A 26,685-nucleotide genomic window follows, 5' to 3' on the forward strand; every position below is an offset into this window, starting at 1 on the left:
GAACCGAAACCCGGCGGCAATGCGGGCATGTCCAGCGAATACCTTGAAATCCGAGGTCTCTCGGTAAGTTTCGACGGGTTCAAGGCCGTCTCCGACGTGGATCTCACCGTGCTGCAAGGCGATCTCCGGTTCCTCATCGGCCCCAATGGCGCGGGCAAGACCACGCTCATCGATGCGATCACCGGTCTGGTGCCCGCGAGCGGATCGGCGCAGAAGTCCGGCGTGGAATTCCTCGGCAAGAAGGTGCACCAGATCGCCCGGCTCGGCATCGGCCGAACCTTCCAGACGGCAAGCGTTTTCGAGCAGTTGAGCGTCTTGCAGAACCTCGATATCGCGGCGGGGGCGGGTCGGTCGGCGCTGACGCTGCTGCGCCGACGCAAGTCGGTGCTGCCGAGTATCGAAGAGGCACTGGAGATCACCGGTCTCGGCGACCTGCGCGACAAACCTGCGGGCGTATTGGCACACGGGCAGAAGCAATGGCTGGAGATCGGCATGCTGCTGGTGCAGAACGCCTCGGTACTATTGCTCGACGAACCGGTGGCCGGCATGAGCGCCGAAGAGCGCGAGGAGACCGGAAATCTATTGCGGCGCATCGGCGGTGAACGCATCGTCGTGGTGGTCGAGCACGATATGGATTTCATGCGATCCTTCGCGACCTCGGTGACCGTGCTGGCCGCGGGCAAGGTGCTCAGCGAGGGCACCGTCGAACAGGTGCAGGCCGATCCGAAGGTGCAGCAGGTCTACCTCGGCACCGCCGCGGCCATCGGCACCGAACTGGAAGACGCGCAGACGGCGCGGGAGCTGACCGCAAAGGAGTCCGCCGATGCTTGAGCTCATCGACATCCATTCGGGTTACGGCCGGACCGAGGTGATCCACGGCGTATCGGTCACCGTTCCGGATGACAGCGTCGTAGCGATCATGGGCCACAACGGCGCGGGCAAGACCACGTTGCTGCGCACCGCAGTCGGGCTCATCGCCACCAAATCCGGCCAGATCAACTTCAACGGCGAATCGATCACCAAGATGTCGCCGTCACGCCGGGTCAAGCGCGGCATCGCGTATGTGCCGCAGGGACAACAGAGTTTCCCGCAACTGACCACGGCCGAGAATCTGCAAGTGGTGGCCGATGGCCGCAAGCGCGGCAAGGCCTTGATCGATGAATCGCTCGATCTGTTTCCGGCTTTGCGGGAACTGCTGACTCGCAAGGCGGGCTTGCTGTCCGGCGGTCAACGCCAGCAGTTGGCGATCGCCAGAGCGCTGATCACCGAGCCGAAGCTGCTCATTCTCGACGAGCCGACCGAGGGCATCCAACCGTCCGTGGTCGCCGAAATCGAGCGCACCATCATTGATCTGACCGGTCGCGGCGGACTCAGCGTGCTACTGGTGGAACAGCACATCGGCTTCGCTTTACAAGCGGCGCAACGCTATTACGTCCTGCAGTCCGGACGGGTGACGTCCACGGGCGAGGGCGGAGCGGGCGCGGAGACCTCGGTTCGCTCGGCGATGGCGATCTGAGCTGGCCGCCATGACGCGCAGGGGGCGGGTTCCGCTCAGCGAGCAGGTGTACGAATCGCTGCGGCGAGACCTGGCCACGGGGGCGATCGTGCCCACCGAACGGCTCGGCGAGGAACGCCTGGCCGAGATCTACGGGGTCTCGCGCACCCCGGTGCGGGAAGCACTGGCCCGGCTGCAGGCCGACGGACTGGTGCAGCGCCACGCCGATGGGCTGTATCCGTACCGGCCGCGATTGGAGGAGCTGGGCAATCTGTACGAGTTGCGGATTGTATTGGAGACCAGGGGAATTCAGCGGGTCATCGGTATCGTCGGCGAACCGGCACCGGCACACGACTTGTCGCTGGTGCGCGTGGAACTCGATATCTGGCGCGGATTTCGCGACGATCCACCCGAGCCGGGGCCCGCACTGGTCGCCGCCGACGAGCAGTTCCACACGAATCTGCTTGCGGCAGCGGGAAATACGGCACTTGCCGAAGCACTCACCGGTGTGTACGTCCGGGTGCGCCCGGTCCGAACCCTGGACCTGCCGACGCCCGAGCGGATCGCCACCATGACCGCCGAGCACATCGCGATCGCCGAACAACTGCTCGACGGCGATCCCGACGCCGCATTGCGCACCCTCACCACGCACATCGGCAGTTCGCGCGCGCACGTGCTCGCCCGCGCGCAGCAGGCGATCGAATTCACGAAACTTTCGCGCGCGGTGCGGGATTGAGGAGGCTTGAGCGTGCACTCCATGCCGCATTGCGCACGCTCACCGCACATATCGGCAACTCGCGCACCCACGTACTCGGCCGAGCCCAGTTAGGCCATCGAATTCACGAAACTCTCGCGCCCCGTGCGGTATCGAGGAGTGAGCGTGCGCAATTTGCGCGGATACGGCAGAAATTTCGGATTCGATAGGAAAGCGCACACTCAGCCCGGATCAGCAGTTGGTCTGGAATGGCCAGCACTCGATCGGGCGGTACGGCGGCGGCGACGGTGTCACGCTCGGCGTCGAGGTGTCCGGTTCGCGGGCCGGGTGGGCCGAGTCGTGCGCCAGCGAATTCGCGATCACGACGAGCACGGCCACCAGGCCGAGCAGGGCGACGGCGAAGACGACCCAGCCCGCGGTCGTCTGCCGCCGGCTCGGCGGCAATGGCGCGGGGATGACGTGCTGTCGCGCCTCGCGCGCCGATGGCGTCGGCGCTTCGGGCTGCACCGCATCGAAGCCATCGGCGAGAAGTTCGGCGCGCGAGGGCTTTTCGGCGACGCCGAGCGCATCGCAGGCGGCGAAGACCCGATCGGCGGTCCAGCTGCGCGGTCCGGCGGAGAAGCCCTCGAGGTAGATGCGCAGTTCGGTCGCGTCGCGGGCATTGGCGACGACGATGTCCATGCCCGGGCGCAGGTTGGTCCGTGCTGGACGCACCGCGACCCCGCGGAACGGCACCAGCACGGCGACGCCGCAGATATGGCCCGGATCGATCAATGCCCGCTCGAGGGTGGTTTTCACGGCGTGCACACTGTGTTCCAGGTGGTCGACCGGATTGCCCGAGATCTCCTCGTCCAGATCGGCGGGCTCCGCGCTGATCGTCCACGGACCGTCGGGCGAAATGTTCAGGATCCCGTTCTGCCGGCGCCGGAAACCCTTGATATCGGCCACGGTGATGCCGCGCGGAGTCAGGATGACCGCATCGACCCGCCGGGACCCGCGGTCGCCGACCGCCAGGTCGAGCAATGCGACACCGGTCGTGGGATATGTCCGCAGGCACTCCACGAACTCCTGCTCCGCCCCGGACAGATTCGCTCCGGTCTTGATCTTCACCAGCATCGCGTCTTCCCTGCCTCATCCGGTTCGACCCAGGCGGCCCGCATCCACCGCGCCGGTACTGATGATGACCCGCGGTCGCCGGGAAGACCACCGGAAAGCCAAGAAGATCAGGACAATCCAGCTAGAGAAAACCATCCAGTCGGATTCATGCAGCCTCATCGAGGTAGCACCGATCACTTGCGAGTCCCCTAGCCGCACCCCTAGCCATGAACTGCGCTCAGCCGATACGCCGAGGTCCAAGGGACCTCGGTCCGCGGAACAGAGTGCCGCGGACCCACCGATCACGGGCTTACTCGCTAGTACGCTCGGATTCGGTCCGCCAGCACGGGCCCCGCGACGAGATTTCCACCGGTGCACATCGGGGAACGGCGGACAAGGAGGGACAGGCATGGTTTCGGCGTTGCAACCACGCATTTCACCCGGGCGGCTCCGTGAGCTCGGCCCGATCAATTGGGTGGTCTGGCAGGTACTTTCGCGCGCAGCGGGGACCGATGACGCGCATCTGTTCAGCACGCTCGGCCGCACCAAGGGCCTGTTCCGCGGCTGGCTGCACTTCTCCGGCCGATTGATGCCGGGCGGCCGACTGCCCCGGCACGAATCCGAGCTGGTCATTCTGCGCGTTGCCCGGCTGCGCGAGTGCGCCTACGAGATGGACCATCACATCCGACTCGGCAGGCGTGCGGGTGTCACGCCGGAGATCCTGGAACGAGTCCGCACCGGGCCCGCCGCGGACGGCTGGTCGGATAAGCATCGCGCCCTGCTCACCGCCGTCGACAAACTGGTCGAAACCCGAGACATCGACGATGCCACCTGGGCCGCCCTTGCGACACACTACGACGAGCGCAGCCTGATCGAAATTGTCCTGCTGATCAACCAATACGAGGGGTTGGCCGCGACCATCACCGCGTTGCGAATCCAGCGCGACGGCGTCTGACCGGGAGTTCGACGCAGCGGCGCGGGCGGATGATAGCCAGCGCCGCCCAGCCTGATACAGCAACCTCAGGGCGATCATCGGCGAACCCCGACACGAGGGACAGTTCGCCCGCAGACTGACAATTCCTGCGCCCTATTGTCCGGCGGCACAACCGCAAAGCCCAAGATTCCGGGGCACGGGGCCGAAGTGTGTCGCACGCCATAGTGTGACGGCTCCATAAGGGGAAACCCCTTCATCGAGCTAGCTGACAATTAACTGTCGGCTCGAGAGGAGAAAGGGGGCGTCATGACCGTCAGCCTCGTGTTGATCGTGGCGGGATTCATACTTCTGGCAATTGTGACAGCGAGCTTCATGCTTCCCGGCAGCTCGGATGCCACGCGGTCCGACCGGCACAACGAAGTCGGCACCGGCGGGGGCGACGGCGGCCCCCGCTAGCGGCCGGTCTGAACTCGGCGGGCTTCCCGCACGGCTTCCAGGCGCTCACCACGACCGCCGATGTCTGCCGCCGGATCGATCACGTGCACGATCCGGCCGACGATATCGGCGTCGCCTACGACGATCCGGATCCGGCCATCGCGGGGCCGCCGCCGATCACCGGATCGACCGGTCAACCGCGACCAACAGTGCGCGGTGCGGCTCAGCGACTTTCGATGAGCCGAGCCAGGCCGTCCAGGACTCGCGCCAGGCCGAATTCATAGGCATGGTCCGCGCTGTAGGCGGAGTCGTGCGCCTGGCCCGCGACCGCGCCGACGCGGGCCGCGAGTGGATAGCGCTCGGCGTCGAAGACCTCGCCGAGCAGCGGAGCGGCGCGCGCCCACCATTCATGATCGGACATGGCACTGTCGGCGGCGGCCCGCGCGGTGTCGATGGCGATACGGGCGACGGAGGTGACGAAGCCGAGCACGAAGGTCAGGGCCGCGTCCATATCGAGGTCGTCGAGGCCGAGGCCGTCGAAGGCGCGCAGTTCGTGCTCGTACTTCGCGGCGACGCCGGGGCCGAGCGGTGGACGGGTCGTCGGCAGGTAGGCGACCCACGGGTGCCGGATCAGCATGGCGCGATTCTCGGCGGCGATCGTCACGACGCGATCGCGCCAGGGCAGCTCGGCCAGATCGGGGCGTGACATCTCTCGGTAGACCGTGTCCAGCATGAGGTCGACCAACTCGGCCTTGCCCGGCACATAGGTGTAGGTGGCCATCGGGGTCAGGCCGAGCCTGGTGGCGACGGCCCGCATGGTGAGCGCGCCGATTCCCTCCGCATCCGCGATCTCGATGGCCGCCGCGACCACGGCGTCCACACTGCTGCGCTGCTTCGGTCCGCGCGTCGACGCACCGGGCACGCGCCACAGCAACTCCAAGGTGCGCACGGGATCACCCGCACTACTGCGGTCCCGTGACTGCTCGGCCACGCCACCTCCTCGTCTCGCGGATCTCCCGCACGCTCGAAAGCCGATCGTATCGGGGTGATCCACGTCATAGTGCGGCCGCCGGGAAATTTCTCTACAAAGTACAGCGTACTAAGTATAGTATTTAAGTCCGGCTCCAGAGGAGGACCTTTTGAACATCACCGCTTCCGCCATCTCCCTCAATGTCGCCGACCCGCAGGCCTCGGCCGAGTTCGCCATCGACCACCTCGGCTTCACCGAGCAGATGTCGGCCGACGGGTTCGTCTCCATCGCCCGCCCCGACGCCGGTTTCACCCTGTGCTACCTGCGCACCGGGCTGGACAGCTTCAAACCGAAGGACAAAGCGGGCAGCGCGGGCGAGGGCCTACTCGTCGCCTTCGTCGTCGACGACATCGACGCCGAATATGAACGCCTACAGAACGAGGGCGTCCCGATCATCACCCCGATCGAAACCGAACCCTGGGGCGAACGCTACTTCCAAACCGTCGACCCGAACGGCATCATCCTGCAACTCGTACAGTGGGTGTAACCGCCTGGTAGGCACCGTGTTTCGCGCGCCGCGTCGACGGCCACCGCACTGGTGACCGTCGAACACGGCGCGCGAACAACGGCTGACGCGCACCCGACCGTCGGATGCCGGATCCGCGGCGAGCACCGTAGCGCCGCGGTCAGGCGAGGGCGGCGCGGAAGACGTCGACGGCGGGGGTGGATGGGCGGCCGATCAGTTTCTGGAGGTCGCCGGAGTCGACATCGAGGATGCCGTTACCGATTCCCGCGTCCGCATCGGCCAGGGCCGCAGCGAAGGGGCCCGGGAGTCCGGCCTGGTCGAGGGCCGCGTTGTAGTCGGCCTTGGAGAGGTTCTCGTAGCGCACCGGCTTGCCCGCGGCCTGCGATATCACCTGCGCCAGTTCGGCATAGGTGAGGCGCTCGTCGCCGCCGAGTTCGTAGATCGCGCCCGCGTGGCCGTCGGTGGTCAGCACCTTGGCGGCGGCCTCGGCGTAGTCGGCGCGCGCCGCGCCCGCGACGCGGCCCTCGCCCGCGGCGCCGTGCAGTACACCGGTCTCGACCGCGTGACCGAGGCCGCCGAAGTAGTTCTCCCAGTACCAGCCGTTGCGCAGGATCGCGTGCGGGACAGTGGATTCCGCGAGCACGGCCTCGGTGCCGATGTGCTCCTGGGCCAGGATGAGCGGGTTCTCGGTGGCGCGCGGAATGCTGGTGTAGGCGAGGAGTTTCACACCCGCGCGCTCGGCGGCGCGAATCACATTGGTGTGCTGGGCGACTCGTGCACCGAATTCGTTACCGGAGACGAGCAGCACCCGGTCGACGCCCGCGAGCGCGCGATCGAGCGCGTCCGGGTCGTCGTAGGAGGCCTGGCGGACCTCGACGCCCCGCTCGGCCAGATCGGCGACCTTCTGCGGATCGCGCACGATAGCGACCACCGGCGTGGTGCCCTCGCGCAACAACGCCTCGACGACGAGACGACCCAACTGCCCACCGGCTGCGGTTACGGCGACGGTCATGACTACCTCCAGGGATGTGTACGGTTCATGAAGTACTAACTAATAGTAAGCACTATGCATTCCGTAGCCACTTTGGTCAAGTTGGGTACTATCGATTCCATGACCACTCAGCGCACGCCGTCGGCGGATACCGACGATCCGACGCTGGAAGCCGATGTATTCGCCCGAAACTGCACGTCACGACCGGTGCTGCAGAATGTGTCCAGCCGCTGGGGCACCCTCGCCCTGGTCGCGCTGCGCGAGGGCCCGTACCGGTTCAGCGCACTCCGCCGCCGCGTCGACGGCGTCAGCGAACGCATGCTCTCGCAGACCCTGCAGGCCCTGGAACGCGACGGCATGGTGCATCGCGAGGTGCACGAAACCATCCCGCCGCGGGTGGAATACACCCTGACCGACCTCGGAGCCCTGGTCGCCGATCGTCTCGAAGAGCTCATTCAGGTGGTCGAACTCAACATGCCGCGGGTGCGCGAGGCCCAGGCCGCATACCACCGCGACTGACGCCGCCGGGGGATCCGGCCGACATTCCCCGCCCCGGCTTCACCTCGCTGTTCACCGCGGAACCGCACTCCGGCAACGTCTTCGAGATCCTGGGTTCGGGCGGACTGGCGGTCGCGATACTCGGCCTGCTCTTGATCTGCCCACCGACGCTCATGCGAATCCTGGCCGCGCTCAACGCCATCGGCTATCTCCCGCTGACCGTGTATGCGGGACATGTGATTTCGCTTGCCGTAGTCGAGCAGAGTCCGGACGGCAATACCGGATTGTTCCTCTGGTCGGTCGCCATTGCCGCGATCGGATCGCTCCTGTGGACCCGCATCCTCGGCCGCGGCCCACTCGAACGCCTGCTCACCTGGGTAACCCGGGCCGCCGTCCCGCACCCACCAACCAGCCCCGCAGCCCGCACCGACACCAGTCGAACGCATGCCCGTTCGCTGACCCCCGGGCCGCCGAGCCCGCGAACCTCGCCGCGGCCTGTGGCGACACCAGTCCACGCCACCCCCGTTCACTGACCCGGGCCGCCATCCGCACCCGCCAACCAGCCCCGCAACCCGCACCGACACCGGTCCACCCCACGCCCGTTCGCTGCCTCCCGGGCCCGCTCCGCGTCACGCCCAACCAGAGCTCGCGCACACCTCGCGGCACCCGGCTCACGACGACACGCAGGGGAACGACCAACGATCGGGCTCGGTTGATCTATTCATGGAACTCACCTCCGCGCTCGATTTCGCGCGCGCCAACAAGCGATCCGTTCTCGCAACCATCCGGCGCAACGGTCGCCCCCAACTGTCCAATGTTCTGCATGTGGTCGGCGACGACGGCGTCATCCGCATCTCCATCACCGCCGACCGCGCCAAGTACCACAATCTGGTCCGCGAACCGTGGGCCGCCATCCACGTCACCCGCGAGGACTTCTTCGCCTACGCCGTCCTCGAGGGCACCGTCGACCTCACCCCAGTGGCCGCTGACCCGGACGACGCCACCGTCGACGAATTGGTCGCCTACTACCGCGCCGCCTCCGGCGAACATCCCGATTGGGACGAGTACCGCAAGGCGATGGTCACCGACCGACGCGCCCTGGTCCGCCTCATCCCGACCCACGCCTACGGCATGCTCTGACGATCACCCTCGGGTCAGCAGATCCGAGACGGTGACGAAACGGTAACCGGCGGAACGGAGTTCGGCGACGATCCGCGGTATCGCGGCCAACGAGGCCGCGCCACTGTCCTGCATGGCGTGCAGCAGGATGATCGATCCCGGGCGGACCTTGTCCACGGTTTCGGAGACGATCGCGTCGGCGGTCGCCACCTTCCCGGAGTCCGGTTCGACATCCCAGGTCACCGTGGTGCGATCGTGGTCGGAGAGGTATTTGGGCAGGGCCCAGAGCTTCTTGCCGAACGGCGGGCGGAAGGTGATCGGGCCTCGATAGCCGGTCTTCACGATCTCGGCATCGGTGCGTTCGATCTCGTCGCGGACGGTATCGGCCGAAACGAAGACCAGGCGGCGATGGGTATAGCTGTGATTGCCGATCTCGTGCCCGGCCTGCGCAATTGCCCTGCCCTGCTCGGGATTTGCGGCGAGATTGTCGCCGATCAGATAGAAGGTCGCCGGAATCGACGCGTCCGCAAGGGCTTTCAATATCTCGGGCGTCTTGGCGGTCGGCCCGTCGTCCAGGGTCAGCGCCACCACCTTCGCGTCGGTGTCGACCCGATGCACCAACCGGCCCGCGAGTTGGTATGTCCGCGAATTCATCAGGTAGTACTGACCGACTCCCAGCGCGACCACCACGACGAGAACCAGCGCACCACCGATCAGCAATTTCCGACGCATCCCTGCGTGTATAGCAGAAGGGGCGTCCGATCCGATATGGATCGAACGCCCCTGCCCGGCTTTTCGGATCAGAAGTTGATCATGTGGCCAGCGAGGCCGTGGAACGCTTCCTGCAGCGCTTCGCTGAGCGTCGGATGGGTGTGCACATTGCGTGTCAGCTCGTTGACGGTCAGGTCCCACTTCTGGGCCAGCGTCAGCTCCGGGAGCAGTTCGGACACGTCCGGGCCGATGAGGTGACCGCCGAGCAGTTCGCCGTACTTGGCATCGGCGACCAGCTTGACGAAACCGGTCGGATCGCCGAGGCCGTGCGCCTTGCCGTTGGCGGTGAACGGGAAGGTGGCGACCTTCACGTCGTAGCCTTCGTCGCGGGCCTGCTGTTCGGTCAGGCCGAAGCTGGCGACCTGCGGCTGGCAGAAGGTGGCGCGCGGCATCATCCGGTAGTCGCCGAGGGTGACCGTCGGCGCACCGGCGATGGTTTCCGAGGCCACGACGCCCTGGGCCTCCGCGACGTGGGCGAGCTGCAGCTTCCCGGTCACATCACCGATGGCGTAGATGTGCGGCACGCTGGTGCGCATGTTGTCGTCGATGACGATCGCGCCGCGCTCGAGCGCGACACCGGTGTTCTCCAGGCCGTAGCCCTCGACCCGGGGCGCGAAGCCGACGGCCTGCAGCACCTTGTCGACGGTGACCGTCTCCAGGTTGCCGGTCTTGTTGTCCTTGATCGAGACGGTGACCTTGGAGCCGTCGTCGTCGATCGACTGCACGGCGGCACCGGTGGTGATGGTGATGCCGAGCTTCTTGTACTGCTTGGTGATCTCCTTGGAGACGTCGGCGTCCTCGTTCGGCAGCGCGCGATCCAGGAACTCCACGATGCGCACGTCGACGCCGTAGTTCTTCAGGACGTAGCCGAACTCCATGCCGATCGCGCCAGCGCCGACGATGAGGATCGAGCCGGGCAGGTCGCGGGTGAGGATCTGCTCCTCGTAGGTCACCACGTTCGCGCTGAGCGAGGTGCCCGGCAGCAGCTTGGTGACGGTGCCGGTGGCGATGATCACGTTGGTGAAGGTGATCGTCTCGGTGCCGCCGCTGGAGAGCGCGACCGAGAGGGTGTTCGCGTCGGTGAAGGTGCCCTTACCGTCGAACTCGTCGATCTTGTTCTTCTTCATCAGGAAGTGGACGCCCTTGACCCGGCCGTCGGCGACCTTGCGGCTGCGGTCGAACGCGACGCCGAAGTCGAAGCTCACGTCGCCGGAGATGCCGAAGGTCTTGGCTTCCTTGGTGAAGATGTGCGCCAGTTCCGCATTGCGCAGCAGCGCCTTGGAAGGGATGCAGCCCACATTGAGGCAGACACCACCCCAATACTTCTGCTCGACGATCGCGGTACGGAGGCCAAGTTGTGCCGCGCGGATGGCGGCGACATAACCGCCAGGACCGGCACCGAGAACGACAACGTCGTAATGGGAAGTCACGTCGTCGAGCCTAACTCCGTCGCACGAACTTCACCCACCGTCCCCCCGCAACTATGAGACGTGCGCCACATGGTGCGGCGGCTTTCCTGTGAGCGGGCAGACATGCAGGCGCCATCCCGCCTGGCTGTCAGGTGCGACACAGGGCGGCGGTGAACTAAACCCGCCCGGGCCGCCAGCAGCACCGATAGCAATTCGCTCTCCACCAGCAGACGCGTCGATCGGCGCATACGCAGGGCGGAATCGGCCGCTTGGTGAACTTTATTTACGCGAGCCTGATCGAGCGCTGATGACCACGGACGGTTCGGCCCGGCCGACGATAATGGGCCGGTGGTGACCGCCGATGACGTGCGACAGATCGCGCTGAGCCTGCCGCGAACGACCGAGGCGCTGGTGCGGGATCGGGTCAAGTTCCGGGTGGGCCGAATCGTGTACGTGGCGCTGTCCACGGACGAGACCCGCATGGGCTTCGCCTTTCCCGAGCAGGAGCGGGCGGCGCTGGTCGCGGGCGAGCCGGGCAAATTCCTCATGCCGCTGCCGCGCGACGAGCGGTACAACTGGGTCCGGGTGCGGCTCGATGCCATCGATGAGGCGGAGTTGGCGGAACTGATCGTCGAAGCCTGGCGCATGGTCGTCCCCAAGCGCGTCGCGGCCGAACACCTCGGAGCCTGAGACCGGGCTCGGCCGCCATGATCGGTACCGCGTCAGTCGCGCCAGACCTGTTGTGCGACCCGGGCGAAGTTGCCGCCGAATATCGCCGCCCGGTCGGCCGCACTGAATCCGCGATCGGCGAGTGCCGCATCCAGACCCGGCAGCTCGCTCAGACCGAGCAGATCCTCAGGCGGAACCCATTGCAGCGGACCCCATTTCGTATATGCCTCGGAAAACGCCCCCGGATCCTGCATGAGCATGTCATTGAAATCCTCGGCATCGAAGGAGTAATCGGAGCCGACGCCGACATGTTCGATGCCGAGGAGTTCGGCGCCGTATTCGATATGTGCGGCCATCGCCCGCACCCGCGCGGCACGTCCGTCGATCTCGTTCTGCCCCAGGAAGATTCCCACCCCATTGATGCCGACAACCCCACCGGTCGCGGCACAGGCCAGCGCCTGTTCGTCAGTGATATTGCGCGGATGCTCCCACAGGGCCGCGAAATTGGAATGGCTGTAGATCATCGGGACCTCGGTGCATTCGGCCAGATCCAGTCCGGTCCGGGGCGAGCAGTGCGAGCCGTCGACGAACATGCCGACCTCGTTCTGCCTGCGCACCAGATCGCGGCCGTAGCCGGTCAGCCCGGTGTCATCGGTGTCCAGGCAGCCGCAACCGGCCGCATTGGCATGGTTGTAGGTGGGCAGCAGTGAGCGAACGCCGAGGTCGTAGAACATGGCGACGTTATCCAGGTTGCCACCCAACGGCCCCGAATCCTCCAGGTCGAAGGCCAGCGCGATGACATCGGTGGCGCCGATATCGGAGAACCGCTCGACCAATCGGAATCGGCCGTCACCCAACGCATTCCGGCGAAACTTGTGCAGCAGCGCAATTGAATCCTCGGTCGACTGCCGCGAATATCCCACATTCACCGACAGATACGAGCCGAGCGGATAGCGCGCCAGGTCCGCGATCCGCGCCGAATGCAGCAACGGCAGGCAGCAGTGTTGCTCCCAGAGAAACTGCGGCAAACCGGCCCCCTCTCGATCGATCGGTCTCGGAGCAGCGATCCTACTGACCAGTCTGAACCAGATCACACACCATGACCGGATATCTAACAACCGGTAACGGCGTGTCCGATTTGCCCGATTTAATGTGCAATATCCCACCTTCCGAGCGCTCTCGGCAACAATGTGGACATGAAGGGCGTTGAGCAGACTGTGACCGATCCCTACCTGTGGCTCGAAGAAGTGACCGATGAGCGGGCCCTCGACTTCGCCCGTGCGCACAACGACGTGGTCGTCGAGCGCTTTGCCAGTTCCGATCGGTTCACCGAACTCGAGCGCCGCATTCTCGACATGCTCGATACCGATACCAAGATCGCCTACCCGGGCCGGCGCGGCCGCTGGCTCTACAACTTCTGGCGCGATGCCGAACATCCGCGCGGCCTGTGGCGGCGCACCACCTTCGCCGAATACGCCAAGGAGTCCCCGGACTGGGATGTGCTGATCGACCTGGACGCGCTCGGCGCCGCCGAGAACGAGAACTGGGTATGGGGCGGCGCCGCGGTGCTGCGGCCGGAACAGTCACGCGCGCTCATCAGCCTGTCCCGCGGCGGCGCGGACGCCAAGGTCGTGCGCGAATTCGATATCGAAGCACGGGAATTCATCGATTCCGCCGACGGCGGATTCTTCCTGCCCGAGGCGAAATCCGAGATCCGCTGGATCGATATCGACTCGGTCTATGTCGGCACCGATTTCGGTCCGGGCTCGCTCACCGATTCCGGATATCCGCGCATCGCCAAGCGCTGGCGGCGCGGCACTGCGCTCACCGAAGCGGAGACGGTCTTCGAGGGCGAGCCGGGCGATGTCGCGGTCTCCGCCGGCTACGACCGGACACCGGGCTACGAACGGCATTTCGTCGGCCGCGCCACCGACTTCTTCAACGAAGAGGTGTACCTGCTCGAAAGCGACGGCAGCCTGCGACATCTCGACGTGCCGACCGATGCCAGCGAATCCTGGTACAAGGACTGGTTCCTCGTGCGACTGAAGTCGCCGTGGGTGATCGCCGACACCACCTATCCCGCCGGTGCGCTGCTGGCCATCGACTTCGAGAAATTCCTCTCCGGCGCAAGGGAATTCGAGGTGGTCTTCACCCCGGACGAGCACACCTCGCTGCACGGCTACGGCTGGACCGAGAACCATCTGCTGCTGATCACCCTGGAGGATGTGCAGACCAAGCTCTACGTCCTCACCCCGGGCGCCGACGGCTGGCACCGGGAGCCGCTCGCCGACACCCCGCCGATGGCGACCACCAGCGTGATGAATCTGGACCCGCTCGAGAGCGGCGACGAATTCATGCTGACCACAAGCGGATTCACCAATCCGGCCACCCTGCTCGCCAGCACGGTCGGCGGCCGGACCGAACAACTCAAACAGGAACCGGGCTTCTTCGACGCCGACGGCATCGAGACCGAACAGTTCTTCGCGCAGTCCGATGACGGAACCATGGTGCCGTACTTCGTGATCCGGCACCGCGACCGCAAGGGCGTTCCCGGTCCGACGGTGATGTCCGGCTACGGCGGCTTCGAGGTCTCCCGCACCCCCGCCTACAGCGGTGCGTCCGGGATGGGCTGGCTGGAGCGCGGCGGCACCTGGGTGATGACCAATATCCGCGGCGGCGGCGAATACGGACCGCAGTGGCACACCTCGGTACAGAAGGCCAACCGGCACAAGGTGTACGAGGACTTCTCCTCGATCGCCAAGGATCTGGTGGCCCGTGGCATCACCACCCCCGAACAACTCGGCGCGGTGGGCGGCAGCAATGGCGGTCTGCTCATGGGCGTCATGCTGACCCGCTACCCGGAACTGTTCGGCGCCATCGTCTGCCAGGTCCCGCTGCTCGATATGCGGCGCTATCACCTGCTGTTGGCCGGTGCGTCGTGGGTCGCCGAATACGGCGATCCGGATAAGCCCGAGGAGTGGGAGTACATCAGCAAGTACTCGCCGTATCAGAACGTCCGGGCCGATGCGACGTACCCGCCGATCCTGCTCACCACCTCCACCCGCGACGACCGGGTGCATCCTGGTCATGCCCGCAAGATGGCGGCACTGCTCGAGGAGCAGGGCCATACCGTCTGGTACCACGAGAACATCGAGGGCGGGCACGGTGGCGCGGCCGATAACAAGCAGTCGGCGTTCCAGGCCGGTCTCATCTACGAGTTCTTCACCCAGATGCTGATCGAGCGCTCCGCGTAGCTTTTTCACCCCGGCCCGGTGTACGCCTTTCCCAGTGTGCACCGGGCCGACCTTTTCCCCGACCGATTCAATTGCTGCCGTTGCTCATTGGAAACGAACCCAGCCTAGGATGATCGTTCCGATTGCGCCGTGTCGTAGCGGATGCGTGCGTTCGCCACATATTCGCGATGCCCCTCTGCCCATTCGATCAGCGCATTGACCTGTGACGACAGCGTCGCACCGACGGGCGTCAACTGATAGTCGACCCGCGGTGGTGATGTCGGTGTCACCGTGCGCGCGACGAGTCCGTCGCGTTCCAGGCTGCGCAGGGTGAGTGTGAGCATCCGCTGCGAGATCCCCTCGATCGACCGCTGCAGCTGCGAATAGCGTTGCGGTCCAGCGCTCAACAGTGCCATCACCAGCACGCTCCACTTATCGCCGACGCGGTCGAGCACATCACGGAGCTGGCACAGCGCCGCCCCCGCGCCGATGGGTTCGATCGGGTCACGCACATCGATGTTCGGTACGCGAGTCAAAGTGCCTTCTTCCGCCATTCGCCCATTCTCGACAAGATTTCTGTTGCACACAAGAAGTAACCAACGAACAGAAAGTGCGGTGCGACATGGACGTCGATCTAGCGAAGCCGCCACGCAGGTCCGGACCGCGGCCGACCACCACCGGCCGCGAGATTCCACACGACCAGCTCGACGGCTTCGCACCACCGGAGATCCGAGCGGCGCTCGTCGAGCGCGCGCAGGCGCTGCCCGGCGTATTCACCGGGCCCAGCCAAGTGTCCGAACCGAGCTCACTGGCTCTGCGCCTACATGAACCACGCGGACCGTGGGAGGCATTCCTACACCCGAGCCGCGACGAGTTCGGGCATATCCATCGCAGCGGATTCCTGCACCTCACGCTGCCTCATGCGGTCATCGCACCACTGTTCGAGGCGGGCTGGATCGAACCGCATCCGATCAGCAGGAGACCGCAGTGGCCGGACACGATCGTGATGCTCTACGCGCCCCGCGACGAATCCGAACTCGCCCTCACCACCGCCGCCATGTACGCCTCCTGGCGGCAAGCGGCACAGCAGCAGTAATCCGACACCACCGAAACAGATAGCGAGACAACCTGATGCGCGCAATCGCATTCACCGAATTCGGCAACCCGGCGACCCTCACCGAACTGCCCGCGCCCACGCCCGGCCCCGGCGAAGTGCTGGTCCGGGTGCGCAACACCTCGATCAACGGCTTCGACCTCGGTGTGCTCGGCGGCTATATGCGGGGCGTCTTCGAGCACGAGTTCCCGGTCGTACTCGGCAAGGACTTCGCGGGCACGGTCGCCGCCGTCGGCGATGAGGTCACCGAATATGCCGTCGGACAGGAGGTGTTCGGCGTGGTCATGCGGCCGACCCTCGGCCAGGGCGGCCTCGCCGAATATGTCTCGGTGCCAGCCGGTTATGGCATCGCCGCGATCCCGTCCGGGCTCGACGCGGACGCCGCGGGCGCACTCGGACTCGCGGGGACGGCCGCGCTGACGGCCCTCGACGCGATCGATCCCGAATCCGGTGAGACGCTTCTCATTTCGGGCGCGACCGGCGGCGTCGGCGCGTTCGCCATCCAGTTGGCAACCGCCCGCGGGGTCCGAGTGATCGCCACCGCGCGCCCCGGTGCGGAAGCCGATTTCGTCACCGCACTCGGCGCCGAGCATGCCGTCGACCACACCGATCTGGTGACCGAGGTCCGCAAAATCGCTCCGGAAGGCGTACCCGCCGCGCTACATCTGGCGGGCGACGGCCCGACCGTCGCCGGATTGGTCACGCGCGGCGGACGATTCGCCTCCACGGTGCATTTCGCTCCGACCGAAGGCGATCTCGTCACCACCGATGTCATGGCCGATCCGAGCCGTGCCAACCTGGACCGACTTGCCGCGGCCGCCGCGGCGGGCACACTGCGCGTGCCGATCGCCAAGCGTTACGAATTGTCCGATGCGCCAACGGCCATCGCCGATTTCACCACCGGCACCCTCGGCAAGCTGGCGGTGGCCATCTGATTCACCGGTCGCGCAGCCACTTCTCGATCTGGTCGACGGTGCTGCGGTATTGGCGGATCCAGCCGTTGTGCCCCACCGGTTCCGGCTGCACCCAGGTTGTCACATCGGCATTGGGCATCTTCGCCAGCAGGTGCGCCGCCGAGCTGCGGGGGGCGAGGTCGTCACCGGTCATGGTGATGGACAGCACCGGCAGTTTCAGCCTGCCGATCCGCTCCTCGTAGTCGATATCCGCGCCGACCGGCACGAAGCGGCCGGTGCGGGCCAGCCGGGCCCAGTCGGAGATCAGCACCTTCGACTGGCGTCCGAACCCGCCCACCGAGATCCGGTCGCCGGGCCAGAAGCCGGCCAGGTTGGCCGTCACCGAGATGGCCGCGGTGCCGACCAGCATGCCGGGGCCCGAAATCCCGCGGAAGCCACGGTGATACGGGGTGCCGGACGCTATCAGGATCAGCCCGCCGAGCCGGCCACGGATGCGCGCGGCGTACAGCACGGCGAGCTGGCCGCCCATGCTGTGGCCGAGCAGGTACGGGGTGCTGTCCGGGAACCGGTCGCGCACCACCGAGAAGATCGCCGGGAAGTCGACCGAGACCAATTCGTGGTAGCCGTAGGTGCTGGCGGCGCTCGGGCGCGGCCTGCTGTCACCAGCGCCGCGCAGTTCGCCGATGGCCGCGTCGAAACCACGGGCGGCCAGTGCGGTGGCGAACAGTTCGTAGTACCCGGCCGGAACGCCCAAGCCGGGCACGAGCACCACCACCGGACGTGGGGCGTCCGGCGTCACCGGATGACGGTGCGTCCCGCTCGCCGGGAACAGCCGCACCGGCACGGTGCTGCCATCCGGCATCTGGATCGGAACCTTCTCCATGATGCGCACGCTACCGCGCCCATGGTCGGCACCGTCCGCAGCGACCCCGAACTATGCCCCGACCGCACCCATGATCACCCGGCTGAGCACCCGGATCACGTCGTCCAGCGGCGGCCGCGGATCCGAACCGCTCCACGAGTCCACCACATAGTTGACCGCGCCGATAATGGCCAGCACCCGCATCTCGTAATCGCCCGTGGGGATTTCGCCGTGCATGGCCGCATCCTCGGCGGCGCTGGCTAGTAGCGAACCCCAGACGCGGCGCAGCTCGAGCCGGAACTTCTCCACCTTCGGCCCCGCGCCGACGACTTCCACCAGCGCCACGCGCGCCTTGCGCGGATCGGCGCCGATGGACTCGACGTAGGCACGCACCGAGGCATCGATGATTTCGAGTGCGGTCGCATCGGACTTCTTATCGAGGGCGGCGGTCACCGCTTCGCGCGATTCCCTATCGATCTGCTCGTAGAGCTCGAGTAGGAGGGACTCGCGACCGGTGAACTCCTCATAGAACTGCCGCGAGGAGAGTCCGGCGTCCTTACAGATCGCGCCGACCGAACTATTGGCGTAGCCGTCGCGCGCAAAGACCGTTAGGCCCGATTCCAGAAAACGCGCACGCCGCTGACGCTGCCGGTCCTCTACGGGTTGCCCGGCATACATTCGTCCCGTATTCGCATCCTGTGACATTGGGCCAGACAATACAGAAGCGTTCGATGCCCTTGTCATGGATCGGGCCGTTCGCGTCAACCTTTGGCCTGCCGCGCGTTAGCCGAAAGTTGGCCGCCCGGTTGCGATTGCGCCGACCGTCTTGCAGATCTACGACCTAACCGCAGCAACCGGACTCGTCACTGGTTGTTTGCCGACACGGACGATACCGAGAGGTTCGGCACGCGCGAATCGTTTTGAAGGACTTTTTTAGAAATTATTTTCGGCGGTTCGGCAAACCTTTCAACAACGCGGGCAGTTCCACAACGGAATCAATGACGTGATCCGGCGCGGTCGATGCCGCAGCTAACACGCCGGGCCGGAATTTCCCGGTGCGCACCAGAACTCCGGTCATGCCGACCTGCTGGGCGGCGAGCACATCGGAGTGCAGGTCGTCGCCGATCATCAGCACCTCGGACGGATCCAGACCCATCAGGTCGGCGCAGGTCCGAAATCCCGCCGCCGCGGGCTTGCCGACCACCGTGATCTCGGCATTGCCCGCGGCTTCCAAACCCGGCAGGTACGCGCCCGCATCGATGCGAAGCCCGTCATCGGTGGCCCAGGTCAGGCCGCTGTGCATCGCGACTACCGGCACACCGTCCAGCATCAGCTCGACCACCCGACTCAGCGCGCGATGGGTGAATTCCGCACCGGCACCGCCGATTACGATGACGTCCGGATGCTCGTCATCGAGGGTGAGCGCGGCGAGATCGGCCCGGATATCGCCGTGGTTGAGCACCCAGATCGATGCATCCGGGTAGTGACGGCCCACGTACTCGCCGGTGAGCCGGGCGGCGGTGACGATCTCCTCGGCGTCGACGTCGAAGCCAGCGGCCCGCAGCCGTTCGGCGATCTCATCGCAGGTACGCGAGGTGGTATTGGTGAGAAACGCGCGGCGCAAACCACTTTCGCGTATCCGGCGCACCGCGTCGACGGCACCGTCGATCTCGTGCCACGAGGTCACCAGCACGCCGTCGATGTCGTAGAGCACACCGCCGATCCGAGTGTCGCCAGACATGGTTTCCAGCCTACGACCGTCGTCCGAAGTCGTCTCGGCAAACGCCCGGCATGGCGTGTCAGTGGGCGGCGCGCGCGAACTGACGAGCGGCGCGTGCCAGCATCCACGGCACCAGTCTGCGGTGGAACGGGCGCACGACGGCGAAATACATTCGGCCCAAACGATTTCGGTATTCGACCATGGAGGTGATGGCGACCGTATCGTCGTCGACGAGAACCGAAACGACAAAGTCGAGGACCGACATCGCATCGGCCGTCAGATGTTCGCGCTCACTGCTTTCGCGATCGGGAAAAGGCTTGCCGAAGAATATCTTTCGTGACCATTCGCGAGGATCCGTGGGAGCGCCCGACGGAAACGCTATTTCGTAGGAATCGATGTAATCCCAATCGGTCGGTACGGAACGCGCCAGCGCCGCTGCTTCGGGAATCTCGACCAGACGATGAGCAGACATCACATTCCTCCGTTTGGCACTGCTGGCCTCGGCGGACCAGGCGCCGGTCGCCGCCGTGCTGCGCCGGGTCGCCGACCGGCGCATCGAATACATTGCCGAACTACTGCGCGAATTGGGTCTGCCCGCCGGACAGGCGCGGACCAGAGCGGTTGTCGCCGTGAGCATTTACCACGGCTTCAACCAACTGGCCCGCGTCTCCCCCGACGCGCTCCCGAGCACCGATGCCCAGCGAAGGAGGTTGGTGGATACGGCATTTCAGAGTCTGCTGCCGCCGAAACGGCGCTGAATCAGCTGCCGCCGCCGCAACCACCACCGCCGCCTCCGCCACAGCCGCCGCCACCACAGCTCGAGCCACCACCACCACAGCTGGACCCGCCACCACAGCTCGAGCCGCCGCTACAAGCGCCAGCCCCGCCGCCCCCGCCCGCGCCGTCGCCACCGCCGCCCGCACTCCATCGGCTCCGGCGTTGACTGTTTCGGCTCCCCCGACTGCTGCCGCGCGCGAAATTGAGAATCGCGAGCGTGCCGTAAAACAGCACCGCGCCGACCACGATCACCACCAAGGTCACGTTCATTGTCCCCACCCCCGAGTGACGTTCGAGGCTTGTCCTCGCACCAAGTGCACCTGCTACGGCGTCGCCGGTAAAGCCACTACTTTTGGGGCGTTTGAACAGGTCAACGGCGTTGCGAGCCATTGCTGATCGCGTCGAGCAACTCGGCTGGCGTTGTTCGAGATCGTCGCGGCGCAGCTCGGCGAGCCGGTTGCGGCCGGAGAGGGGGTCGCCGGGGATATTGGGCGGCGGCGCAGCGCTTTTCGTACTGGTCATGATCGGACAGGCTGCGGCCCCGGGCTTTTCGATGATGGCCGCGGGCCATCGTCCGATCCGGCCCGATAGCTATTTCCGCGGCGCGGATTCGGGGCGGATCGAATCGAGCAGGTCGGCGCAGCGGGTGAGCAGTCCGCGCAGTGCGGCGTGCTCGGCTTCGGTGAATTCGTCGGCCAACGCGCGCTCCACGCGGACGGCCTGCACATCCGCCTCGTTCGCGAGCGCCGCGCCCGCCTCGGTGAGACGGGTCTCCAGGACGTTCTTGTGCCAGGCGTGCGGGATCCGCTCGATGAGGCCGCGGTCCTGGAGATTGGTCAGGATCGTATTCATGGTCGGCGGGGTTACCCCGCACAGCCGGGCCAGCGCGGCGGCGTTGATACCCGGATTTTCGGTGAGGAACAGCAGGGCCCCGTACTGGGGGACGGTCAGGCCCGCCGGTTTGAGCGCCGCGCTCTTCGCCGAGTTGAGAGCCTGTTCGGCGCGCTTGATATAGGAGCCGAGGCGCTCGGAGGAGTGCATGGACGTCATCTCCGCATGGTATCCGCCCATCATCTCGTTAGACTCTTGACGTTAATTAGAGTTCTAATATACATTCGCACTCATTCTAAGATGTGGGTACATCTGAATGTTCGACCATCAGGAGCCATGAGCATGTTCCGCACCCTCTCGACCATCGCCACCGCCGTTGCCTGCACCGCCGTCGCGGCCTGTGGCACGGCGACGGAGACCCAAACCGCCGGCCAACCGGCCATACACATCGGCACCGCGTACGAACTGCCCGGCGATCGCACCTACCCCGAGGGCATCGCCGCCGATCCGCGCACCGGCGACACCTACGTCGGCTCGTACGCCACCGGCGCGATCTACCGAGCCACACCCGGCGCGAAGCGCGCCGAGATCTTCCTGCCCGAGGGGGCCGACGGCCGCAAGACCGCCAACGGACTGAAAGTCGATGCGGCAGGGCGACTGTGGGTTATCGACTCGACGGCCGGAGTCGCGGTGTACGACACCACCAGCCGCGCACTGATCGCCCGCTTCGATGTCACCGGCGCCGGGCCGCGCCTGGTGAACGATCTGGCCATTACGCCGGACGGCACCGCGTACGTCACCGACAGCCTGCGCCCGGTGGTCTACCGGATCACCCCGGACCAGGTCACCGATGCCGCGGCCCACGGCGGACGGGCCGATCTGACAACACAATTCGACCTGAGCACCGTTATCGGCGCGCATGCGCCGGACGCGTTCACGTTGAACGGCATTGTGTCCGACGATTCCGGCCGCTATCTGCTGATCGTCGATATGAACGCCGGTGAGCTGTATCGCGTTGCGACCGCGATGAATTCGCCGGACCCGATCCGCAAGGTCATCATGCGCGGCGCCGACCTGAAGCATGGCGACGGAATGGAACTGCACGGCAATACGCTGTGGGCGGCTCAGAACACCAGCAATACGATTACCCGCTGGAAGATCACCGACGATGGCGCGAGCGTCGAGCTGGAGCGCACTTTTACCGATGCGTCGCTGAGCATCCCGACCACCTTGATCCGCAGCAATGATCGGACGCTGGTGGTGTCCTCCCAGTTCGACAAGGGCGGACCGATGGGTCCGGGCACCCCGGCCACGCCGTTCGCCGTCCTGGCGGTCGACGGAATCTGATCCGGCCGCAACTTTTCTGAACGAAACGCCACGCACGAACCACGCTTACGCCACAACAGTGGCGTAAGCTCGGCCGATCGTGCGCGAACGGGGCTGGGGTGGCGGCCTCGTGTCGAGTGACATACGCTTCGCCGCGGAGAAAACCGCCTCATGGAGGGACAATTGACCACTCCGAGCCATGGCGATGTCGGAACCGGCGGGCCACAAAAGGTTCCATTGTCGCAGCTGATCCATCTGATGGCCGAATATCAGAAGCTCGGCACGCACCGACAGACCTATCTACCGGCGCCGGCGAGCGATACATTCGTGCGTGGGTTCGGGATCGTCGCGGGCGGATTCACGGCCGTCGGCGTAATCTGCGTCACTGTCGGGGCATATCCGGGTGCACTCGCTATCGGACTCATCGCGCTTGTTCCCGCATCAATGGCATTCCTGCGCGGGCGGCACAATCGTCGGCACCGCGCCGCGCGACTGGACCTGTTCGACTCCGGTATGACCGTGTACCGCTCCGGTGAAAAGGTCGCCGGATTCCGCTGGGACAGCGCCGAAGTGCGCCAGCAGGTCATCCCGTTCCAGAATTCCGCCCCCACCGAATACTCACTGCGTATGACGGGCCCCGACGGCACCGACGCCGCATTCGACGACACCCTGTTCGCCGATGGGCGCGATTGGGGCAAGGCGATTCAGTCGGCCATCACCCTGGCCCAACTCCCCCGGGCGGTTACCGCGATCGACGACAGCGAGACGGTCCATTTCGGCGAGCTCGCCCTCGACCTGACCGCACTCTATTTCCGCGACCAGACCTTCGCCTGGGAACAGATCCAATTGATCGACGCCCGAAGCGGATTGGTCCGCATGAAGGTGGACGGCAACTGGGTTTCCCTCGCCCCCGTCGGCCAGATCCCGAACTTCTACATCTTCAATGAACTCGCCGAGCGGCTACGTCTGGCCGCGGCGGCCGAGTCCGCCGCAGAACTCGAGCCGAATACCGTTGCGCCGGTTGCCGAAATCGAAACGGTTGCCGAGCCCGAACCCGAATCCACTTCGCAGCCCACCGACCGCACCGCCCACAACCTGAGCCCCGCGTCGAATTAACCCGCCCCCCAACATCTTCCAAGTAACTACAAAGCCCGAAGGCCGGTCCACCAATGGTGGACCGGCCTTCGGGTTCAAAAATGGTGCAGGGAAACGGGACTCAGAAGTCCATGCCACCCATGCCACCGGTCGGGTCGCCCGCGGGAGCGGCGGCCTTCTCCGGCTTGTCGGCGACGACAGCCTCGGTGGTCAGGAACAGAGCCGCGATGGAGGCCGCGTTCTGCAGAGCCGAACGGGTCACCTTGACCGGGTCGGCGACACCGGCAGCCAGCAGATCCTGGTACTCACCCGAGTCGGCGTTCAGACCGTGGCCCGCCGGAAGGTTCGACACCTTCTCGGCGACAACGCCGGGCTCGAGGCCCGCGTTGAAGGCGATCTGCTTCAGCGGAGCCGACAGCGCGACGCGCACGATGTTGGCACCGGTCGCCTCGTCACCGGAGAGCTTCAGGTCATCCAGCGCCGGAGCCGACTGCAGCAGGGCCACGCCACCACCGGCGACGATGCCCTCCTCGACGGCGGCCTTGGCGTTGCGCACGGCATCCTCGATGCGGTGCTTGCGCTCCTTGAGCTCGACCTCGGTCGCGGCGCCGGCCTTGATCACCGCAACACCGCCGGCCAGCTTGGCCAGACGCTCCTGCAGCTTCTCCCGGTCGTAGTCCGAATCCGAGTTCTCGATCTCGGTGCGGATCTGCGCAACGCGGCCCTTGATGGCCTCCGCGTCGCCCGCGCCCTCGACGATGGTGGTCTCGTCCTTGGTGATGACGACCTTGCGGGCCTGGCCGAGCAGCTCGATGCCAGCGGTCTCCAGGGACAGGCCGACCTCTTCGCTGATGACCTCGCCACCGGTCAGGATGGCGATATCGGCGAGCTGCGCCTTGCGACGGTCACCGAAGCCCGGCGCCTTGACGGCGACGGACTTGAAGGTGCCGCGGATCTTGTTCACGACCAGGGTCGACAGGGCCTCGCCCTCGACGTCCTCGGCGATGATCAGCAGCGGCTTACCGGCCTGGATGACCTTCTCCAGCAGCGGCAGCAGGTCCTTGACGGTGGAAACCTTCGAGCCGACGAGCAGGATGTACGGATCCTCGAGGACCGCTTCCTGACGCTCCGGATCGGTCACGAAGTAACCGGAGATGTAGCCCTTGTCGAAGCGCATACCCTCGGTGAGCTCCAGCTGGAGCCCGAAGGTGTTGCTCTCCTCGACGGTGATGACGCCTTCCTTGCCGACCTTGTCCATGGCCTCGGCGATGAGCTCACCGATGGACGAGTCGCCCGCCGAGATACCGGCGGTGGCGGCGATCTGCTCCTTGGTCTCGACCTCCTTGGCGGTGTCGAGCAGCTTGGCGGTGACGGCCTCGACGGCCTTCTCGATGCCGCGCTTCAGACCGAGGGGGTTGGCGCCGGCCGCGACGTTGCGCAGGCCCTCACGTACGAGCGCCTGAGCGAGCACGGTGGCGGTGGTGGTGCCGTCGCCAGCGACGTCGTCGGTCTTCTTGGCAACTTCCTTGACCAGCTCGGCGCCGATCTTCTCGTACGGGTCCTCCAGGTCGATCTCCTTGGCGATGGAAACACCATCGTTGGTGATCGTGGGGGCGCCCCACTTCTTCTCCAGGACAACGTTGCGACCCTTGGGGCCCAGCGTCACCTTGACCGCGTCGGCGAGGGCGTTGAGACCCCGCTCGAGGCCGCGACGGGCCTCTTCGTCGTACGCAATTGTCTTGGCCATTGCGTTGAGATCCTCCACATGTATATGGCTGACACACAGGACGACCGCAGGTTGGATCGCCCCATTTACGCTGGCCAGGTTCGGTGCCCGCGACGGACGACCGAGGGTGTCGATGGAACCCGGTCTCACCGTCCCGACCTGGCACTCACACGTCGAGAGTGCCAAAGCCCTTTTTAGCACTCAGGGGTATCGAGTGCAAGGTCCGACCCTCAGGCCGAACTGCGGTCGTCCACCCGGAGTATCAATGCGACGAACGCATCCGCCCGGCGCTGCTCGGGGGTGCGTGGTTCTCCCTCATCGACCGTCACGAGTTCCGCATCGTTCAGCAGCAGCTCAGCTTCCACCCGCATGATCGCCCGAATGAACGGCGGCGCGACATCGGGCGGCAGGTCGCCGTTGATGATGTAGCTGCCGTCGGGCTGCGACTCGGTGGACACATAGGTCAGCGCACGCTCGAGATCGGCGCGTCGTTCCCCCGCAACTAGGTCGGAATCCTTGTCATCCGCCATTGCTATAGCGTACCGGTGCGTCGGATCAGGCCTTTCCCGACAGGCCGACCGGTCCCGAATCGGCGCGGCCGCCGCAAGCGGTCCGACCAGCAAACGACTGTCCGCCAATGAGTTCCGATCGATGCGACGCGGCGCGAGCGACGGGCCCGGAGGCGGTAGCGGAGCGTGACCACGCGAGGCCCGGCGAACGCCGCAAATCCGGCACCGCGCCGGGTGGGTCGTTACCGACCTACAGTGTCCGAGTGAGTGAAAGTCCCGGCTGGAACGTTATCGACGCCGCGTTGGAACAGCTGTACCACGACATCGAACCCAGCCACTGGGGCACGCGGGTCCCGTGGTCGCTGGGCGGACCCGATCCGCTGGACGGCATCAGCGCCTATCCGCGCACCGAACCGGTCCCACACTGGCACTACGTCAGCTATGGCATGACCGAGCTGTACGAGAAGGAATGGGACAATCCAGACGAATCGGGCTGGGGATTCGAGTTCACCTTCCGGCTGGTCCGAGCGCCGCACGATCCGGAGCCACCGGTCTGGCCCGCCACCTTCCTGCAGAACCTGGCCCGCTACGTCTTCCAGTCCGGCAACGGGTTCGCACCCGGCCACACCATCAAGGCGAACGGCCCGATCGCCGCCGAGCGGGCCGATTCGCAGATCCACGCCGTCGCCTTCACCGTCGATCCGGAGCTCGGCGTCATCGACACACCGCACGGCCGCGTCCAGTTCCTGCAGATCGTCGGCCTGACCATGCCCGAGTACCGGGCCGCACAGGGCGGGCACACGCTCGCGGTGCTCGACCAACTCGCGCCGCGCCTGCCGCTGTTCGTCACCGATATCGATCGCGGACCGCTGATCGAGGAGCCGAAGGCCCAGGCGAAATGGCCGCGCTGGGGCGGCGGCCTGCGCGGGCGGGCGTAGATTTCGCACTCGA

Annotated in this window: 32 protein-coding genes; 16 read left to right on the forward strand and 16 right to left on the reverse strand. The window is 65.9% G+C overall.

Annotated elements, in window-relative coordinates:
- Positions 1-27 precede the first annotated feature (27 nt).
- Genes urtD through ACHQ4I_RS35420 form a run of 3 tightly spaced genes read left to right on the forward strand, consistent with a single transcriptional unit; the run spans position 28 to position 2,231 of the window.
- Complete coding sequence (urtD, locus tag ACHQ4I_RS35410) at positions 28-831, forward strand: urea ABC transporter ATP-binding protein UrtD (RefSeq protein WP_420776618.1); 804 nt, start codon at positions 28-30, stop codon at positions 829-831.
- Positions 824-1,516: an urea ABC transporter ATP-binding subunit UrtE gene (urtE, locus tag ACHQ4I_RS35415; RefSeq protein ID WP_420776256.1), complete on the forward strand. Its 693-nt coding sequence runs from the start codon at positions 824-826 to the stop codon at positions 1,514-1,516. The genes urtD and urtE overlap by 8 nt, the downstream gene beginning before the upstream one ends.
- Before the next feature lie 10 nt (positions 1,517-1,526).
- Complete coding sequence (locus ACHQ4I_RS35420; protein WP_420776257.1) at positions 1,527-2,231, forward strand: GntR family transcriptional regulator; 705 nt, start codon at positions 1,527-1,529, stop codon at positions 2,229-2,231.
- A 210-nt stretch (positions 2,232-2,441) separates the two neighbouring features.
- Here the strand turns inward: ACHQ4I_RS35420 and ACHQ4I_RS35425 are convergent, their stop codons facing one another.
- Positions 2,442-3,326 (reverse strand): nuclease-related domain-containing protein, encoded by an 885-nt coding sequence (locus tag ACHQ4I_RS35425; RefSeq protein ID WP_420776258.1) that lies wholly within the window; start codon positions 3,324-3,326, stop codon positions 2,442-2,444.
- A gap of 400 nt (positions 3,327-3,726) precedes the next feature.
- Between ACHQ4I_RS35425 and ACHQ4I_RS35430 the strand changes: the two genes are divergently transcribed.
- On the forward strand, positions 3,727-4,260 hold the full coding sequence (locus tag ACHQ4I_RS35430) for a carboxymuconolactone decarboxylase family protein (RefSeq protein ID WP_420776619.1): 534 nt from the start codon (positions 3,727-3,729) through the stop codon (positions 4,258-4,260).
- 431 nt (positions 4,261-4,691) lie between these two features.
- On the opposite strand, the gene ACHQ4I_RS35435 is transcribed toward ACHQ4I_RS35430, so the two are convergent.
- The gene (locus ACHQ4I_RS35435) at positions 4,692-4,871 is read right to left on the reverse strand and encodes a hypothetical protein (protein WP_420776259.1); all 180 of its coding nucleotides are present in this window, start codon (positions 4,869-4,871) and stop codon (positions 4,692-4,694) included.
- A gap of 26 nt (positions 4,872-4,897) precedes the next feature.
- Positions 4,898-5,665, reverse strand: coding sequence for a TetR/AcrR family transcriptional regulator C-terminal domain-containing protein (locus tag ACHQ4I_RS35440; protein WP_420776260.1), 768 nt, complete (start codon positions 5,663-5,665; stop codon positions 4,898-4,900).
- A gap of 148 nt (positions 5,666-5,813) precedes the next feature.
- Here ACHQ4I_RS35440 and ACHQ4I_RS35445 point away from each other — a divergent pair, with 148 nt between their 5' ends.
- Positions 5,814-6,191 (forward strand): VOC family protein, encoded by a 378-nt coding sequence (locus tag ACHQ4I_RS35445; protein WP_420776261.1) that lies wholly within the window; start codon positions 5,814-5,816, stop codon positions 6,189-6,191.
- Between the two features lie 139 nt (positions 6,192-6,330).
- On the opposite strand, the gene ACHQ4I_RS35450 is transcribed toward ACHQ4I_RS35445, so the two are convergent.
- Positions 6,331-7,182: an SDR family oxidoreductase gene (locus ACHQ4I_RS35450; protein ID WP_420776262.1), complete on the reverse strand. Its 852-nt coding sequence runs from the start codon at positions 7,180-7,182 to the stop codon at positions 6,331-6,333.
- 99 nt (positions 7,183-7,281) lie between these two features.
- Here ACHQ4I_RS35450 and ACHQ4I_RS35455 point away from each other — a divergent pair, with 99 nt between their 5' ends.
- From ACHQ4I_RS35455 to ACHQ4I_RS35465, 3 genes are all read left to right on the forward strand, one after another.
- A complete protein-coding gene (locus ACHQ4I_RS35455; protein ID WP_420776263.1) occupies positions 7,282-7,680 on the forward strand; it encodes a winged helix-turn-helix transcriptional regulator in 399 nt (132 codons plus the stop codon).
- A gap of 152 nt (positions 7,681-7,832) precedes the next feature.
- A complete protein-coding gene (locus tag ACHQ4I_RS35460; RefSeq protein ID WP_420776264.1) occupies positions 7,833-8,192 on the forward strand; it encodes a hypothetical protein in 360 nt (119 codons plus the stop codon).
- Positions 8,193-8,382: 190 nt separating this feature from the next.
- Positions 8,383-8,799, forward strand: coding sequence for a PPOX class F420-dependent oxidoreductase (locus tag ACHQ4I_RS35465; RefSeq protein ID WP_420776265.1), 417 nt, complete (start codon positions 8,383-8,385; stop codon positions 8,797-8,799).
- A gap of 3 nt (positions 8,800-8,802) precedes the next feature.
- Here the strand turns inward: ACHQ4I_RS35465 and ACHQ4I_RS35470 are convergent, their stop codons facing one another.
- Both ACHQ4I_RS35470 and lpdA read right to left on the reverse strand, forming a co-directional pair.
- Positions 8,803-9,510 carry a polysaccharide deacetylase family protein gene (locus ACHQ4I_RS35470; protein WP_420776266.1) on the reverse strand — a complete coding sequence of 236 codons (708 nt, stop codon included), beginning with the start codon at positions 9,508-9,510 and terminating at the stop codon, positions 8,803-8,805.
- A gap of 68 nt (positions 9,511-9,578) precedes the next feature.
- The gene (gene lpdA / locus ACHQ4I_RS35475) at positions 9,579-10,979 is read right to left on the reverse strand and encodes a dihydrolipoyl dehydrogenase (protein WP_420776267.1); all 1,401 of its coding nucleotides are present in this window, start codon (positions 10,977-10,979) and stop codon (positions 9,579-9,581) included.
- Positions 10,980-11,306: 327 nt separating this feature from the next.
- Here lpdA and ACHQ4I_RS35480 point away from each other — a divergent pair, with 327 nt between their 5' ends.
- Positions 11,307-11,648: an MmcQ/YjbR family DNA-binding protein gene (locus ACHQ4I_RS35480; protein WP_420776268.1), complete on the forward strand. Its 342-nt coding sequence runs from the start codon at positions 11,307-11,309 to the stop codon at positions 11,646-11,648.
- 32 nt (positions 11,649-11,680) lie between these two features.
- On the opposite strand, the gene ACHQ4I_RS35485 is transcribed toward ACHQ4I_RS35480, so the two are convergent.
- Positions 11,681-12,655: a dipeptidase gene (locus ACHQ4I_RS35485; protein ID WP_420776269.1), complete on the reverse strand. Its 975-nt coding sequence runs from the start codon at positions 12,653-12,655 to the stop codon at positions 11,681-11,683.
- A 168-nt stretch (positions 12,656-12,823) separates the two neighbouring features.
- On the opposite strand from ACHQ4I_RS35485, the gene ACHQ4I_RS35490 reads away from it, so the two are divergent.
- Complete coding sequence (locus tag ACHQ4I_RS35490; protein ID WP_420776270.1) at positions 12,824-14,881, forward strand: prolyl oligopeptidase family serine peptidase; 2,058 nt, start codon at positions 12,824-12,826, stop codon at positions 14,879-14,881.
- Between the two features lie 104 nt (positions 14,882-14,985).
- On the opposite strand, the gene ACHQ4I_RS35495 is transcribed toward ACHQ4I_RS35490, so the two are convergent.
- Complete coding sequence (locus ACHQ4I_RS35495; RefSeq protein ID WP_420776271.1) at positions 14,986-15,414, reverse strand: winged helix-turn-helix transcriptional regulator; 429 nt, start codon at positions 15,412-15,414, stop codon at positions 14,986-14,988.
- 68 nt (positions 15,415-15,482) lie between these two features.
- Here ACHQ4I_RS35495 and ACHQ4I_RS35500 point away from each other — a divergent pair, with 68 nt between their 5' ends.
- Both ACHQ4I_RS35500 and ACHQ4I_RS35505 read left to right on the forward strand, forming a co-directional pair.
- Entirely contained in the window at positions 15,483-15,956 is a 474-nt protein-coding gene (locus ACHQ4I_RS35500) for a luciferase domain-containing protein (protein WP_420776272.1), read from the forward strand.
- Positions 15,957-15,991: 35 nt separating this feature from the next.
- Positions 15,992-16,909, forward strand: a complete 918-nt coding sequence (locus tag ACHQ4I_RS35505) for an NADP-dependent oxidoreductase (RefSeq protein WP_420776273.1) — start codon at positions 15,992-15,994, stop codon at positions 16,907-16,909.
- Between the two features lies 1 nt (position 16,910).
- On the opposite strand, the gene ACHQ4I_RS35510 is transcribed toward ACHQ4I_RS35505, so the two are convergent.
- The 4 genes from ACHQ4I_RS35510 to ACHQ4I_RS35525 form a co-directional block, all read right to left on the reverse strand.
- Positions 16,911-17,771 carry an alpha/beta fold hydrolase gene (locus ACHQ4I_RS35510; protein WP_420776274.1) on the reverse strand — a complete coding sequence of 287 codons (861 nt, stop codon included), beginning with the start codon at positions 17,769-17,771 and terminating at the stop codon, positions 16,911-16,913.
- A gap of 51 nt (positions 17,772-17,822) precedes the next feature.
- Complete coding sequence (locus ACHQ4I_RS35515; RefSeq protein ID WP_354958787.1) at positions 17,823-18,455, reverse strand: TetR/AcrR family transcriptional regulator; 633 nt, start codon at positions 18,453-18,455, stop codon at positions 17,823-17,825.
- Positions 18,456-18,690: 235 nt separating this feature from the next.
- Positions 18,691-19,491 carry an HAD-IIA family hydrolase gene (locus ACHQ4I_RS35520; protein ID WP_420776275.1) on the reverse strand — a complete coding sequence of 267 codons (801 nt, stop codon included), beginning with the start codon at positions 19,489-19,491 and terminating at the stop codon, positions 18,691-18,693.
- A gap of 58 nt (positions 19,492-19,549) precedes the next feature.
- Positions 19,550-19,942, reverse strand: coding sequence for a DUF2867 domain-containing protein (locus tag ACHQ4I_RS35525; RefSeq protein WP_420776276.1), 393 nt, complete (start codon positions 19,940-19,942; stop codon positions 19,550-19,552).
- 13 nt (positions 19,943-19,955) lie between these two features.
- On the opposite strand from ACHQ4I_RS35525, the gene ACHQ4I_RS35530 reads away from it, so the two are divergent.
- Positions 19,956-20,228: a hypothetical protein gene (locus tag ACHQ4I_RS35530; RefSeq protein ID WP_420776277.1), complete on the forward strand. Its 273-nt coding sequence runs from the start codon at positions 19,956-19,958 to the stop codon at positions 20,226-20,228.
- A 1-nt stretch (position 20,229) separates the two neighbouring features.
- Here the strand turns inward: ACHQ4I_RS35530 and ACHQ4I_RS35535 are convergent, their stop codons facing one another.
- Positions 20,230-20,769 (reverse strand): hypothetical protein, encoded by a 540-nt coding sequence (locus ACHQ4I_RS35535; protein WP_420776278.1) that lies wholly within the window; start codon positions 20,767-20,769, stop codon positions 20,230-20,232.
- Between the two features lie 69 nt (positions 20,770-20,838).
- Positions 20,839-21,297, reverse strand: coding sequence for a MarR family winged helix-turn-helix transcriptional regulator (locus tag ACHQ4I_RS35540; protein ID WP_420776279.1), 459 nt, complete (start codon positions 21,295-21,297; stop codon positions 20,839-20,841).
- A 117-nt stretch (positions 21,298-21,414) separates the two neighbouring features.
- Here ACHQ4I_RS35540 and ACHQ4I_RS35545 point away from each other — a divergent pair, with 117 nt between their 5' ends.
- Together ACHQ4I_RS35545 and ACHQ4I_RS35550 are read left to right on the forward strand one after the other, a co-directional pair.
- A complete protein-coding gene (locus tag ACHQ4I_RS35545) occupies positions 21,415-22,425 on the forward strand; it encodes an SMP-30/gluconolactonase/LRE family protein (RefSeq protein ID WP_420776280.1) in 1,011 nt (336 codons plus the stop codon).
- A gap of 162 nt (positions 22,426-22,587) precedes the next feature.
- On the forward strand, positions 22,588-23,520 hold the full coding sequence (locus ACHQ4I_RS35550; protein WP_420776281.1) for a DUF6585 family protein: 933 nt from the start codon (positions 22,588-22,590) through the stop codon (positions 23,518-23,520).
- A gap of 100 nt (positions 23,521-23,620) precedes the next feature.
- On the opposite strand, the gene groL is transcribed toward ACHQ4I_RS35550, so the two are convergent.
- Both groL and ACHQ4I_RS35560 read right to left on the reverse strand, forming a co-directional pair.
- Positions 23,621-25,246: a chaperonin GroEL gene (gene groL, locus ACHQ4I_RS35555; RefSeq protein ID WP_420776282.1), complete on the reverse strand. Its 1,626-nt coding sequence runs from the start codon at positions 25,244-25,246 to the stop codon at positions 23,621-23,623.
- Positions 25,247-25,455: 209 nt separating this feature from the next.
- Positions 25,456-25,755 (reverse strand): hypothetical protein, encoded by a 300-nt coding sequence (locus ACHQ4I_RS35560; RefSeq protein ID WP_420776283.1) that lies wholly within the window; start codon positions 25,753-25,755, stop codon positions 25,456-25,458.
- A gap of 242 nt (positions 25,756-25,997) precedes the next feature.
- Here ACHQ4I_RS35560 and ACHQ4I_RS35565 point away from each other — a divergent pair, with 242 nt between their 5' ends.
- Positions 25,998-26,672 (forward strand): suppressor of fused domain protein, encoded by a 675-nt coding sequence (locus ACHQ4I_RS35565; protein ID WP_420776284.1) that lies wholly within the window; start codon positions 25,998-26,000, stop codon positions 26,670-26,672.
- The last annotated feature ends 13 nt before the right edge of the window (positions 26,673-26,685 follow it).

The sequence above is a fragment of the Nocardia nepalensis genome, from assembly GCF_048910785.1.
GTDB lineage: Bacteria > Actinomycetota > Actinomycetes > Mycobacteriales > Mycobacteriaceae > Nocardia > Nocardia nepalensis.